This window comes from Thiolapillus sp. (genome assembly GCF_048562965.1).
GTDB lineage: Bacteria > Pseudomonadota > Gammaproteobacteria > Chromatiales > Chromatiaceae > Thiolapillus > Thiolapillus brandeum_A.
In genome coordinates, this window is the sequence record NZ_JBHNMF010001409.1 from 1 (window position 1) to 641 (window position 641).

Below are 641 nucleotides of genomic sequence, written 5' to 3' on the forward strand. Positions count from 1 at the left end.
CAAGTACGGAGCAGCAACGAGCTTGCGAAGTTGTTGCGTAGTGTTTGGTGACCAGGACGGCTGGGGCACAAATAGGTTGTCAAAGGCCGAGTCGATTTTGGGGACTGGGATGTCCCAAAATCTATCACGAGGCCGAAGACACACTTGAGAATCCAGTAATTCGCCTCGCCAATGATTTTCCAGAACACCCCATAGTCTTTCGACCGGGTTGTATTTGCTGTGATACGGCGGGTAGTACGCCAGTCGTATCCTGATTTGATGTGTATCGCTGAATTCCGTCAACCGCTTCATCCATTGAGTTCGGCGACTGCTGTTCTCCGGACCGTTGTCAGCATTGATGACCAAGGTATGGGGGCGGTCTTCTGGCGCGAAGGTTTTCCACAGTTCCTCCAGTCGATCCACCATGAAGTCTGCTGTGACTTTGCCCTGCGCGAACCACAAGTAACTTTTCGCTTGTTTGGGCAGCAGTATGCCAAACGGCGTTAAGGTACATTTTGCGTCGAAATCATGGTCGCAGGCCGGCGACGATTGTCAAGATAGTTGTCCTATTTTCTACGCTACTTTCTCTCTAACTTCCTGTTCTTCTGTCTCTGATTTCTCCGGGTTCAACCAGACTTCACTCACTGGTTCCCAGTTTCGTG

The 641-nt window shown here is 50.7% G+C and carries 1 pseudogene; it reads right to left on the reverse strand.

Features of this window, described 5'->3' with window-relative positions:
* Positions 1-504: pseudogene (locus tag ACOCD2_RS24645) on the reverse strand (ISAzo13-like element transposase-related protein); the annotation flags it as partial.
* Between the last annotated feature and the right edge of the window lie 137 nt (positions 505-641).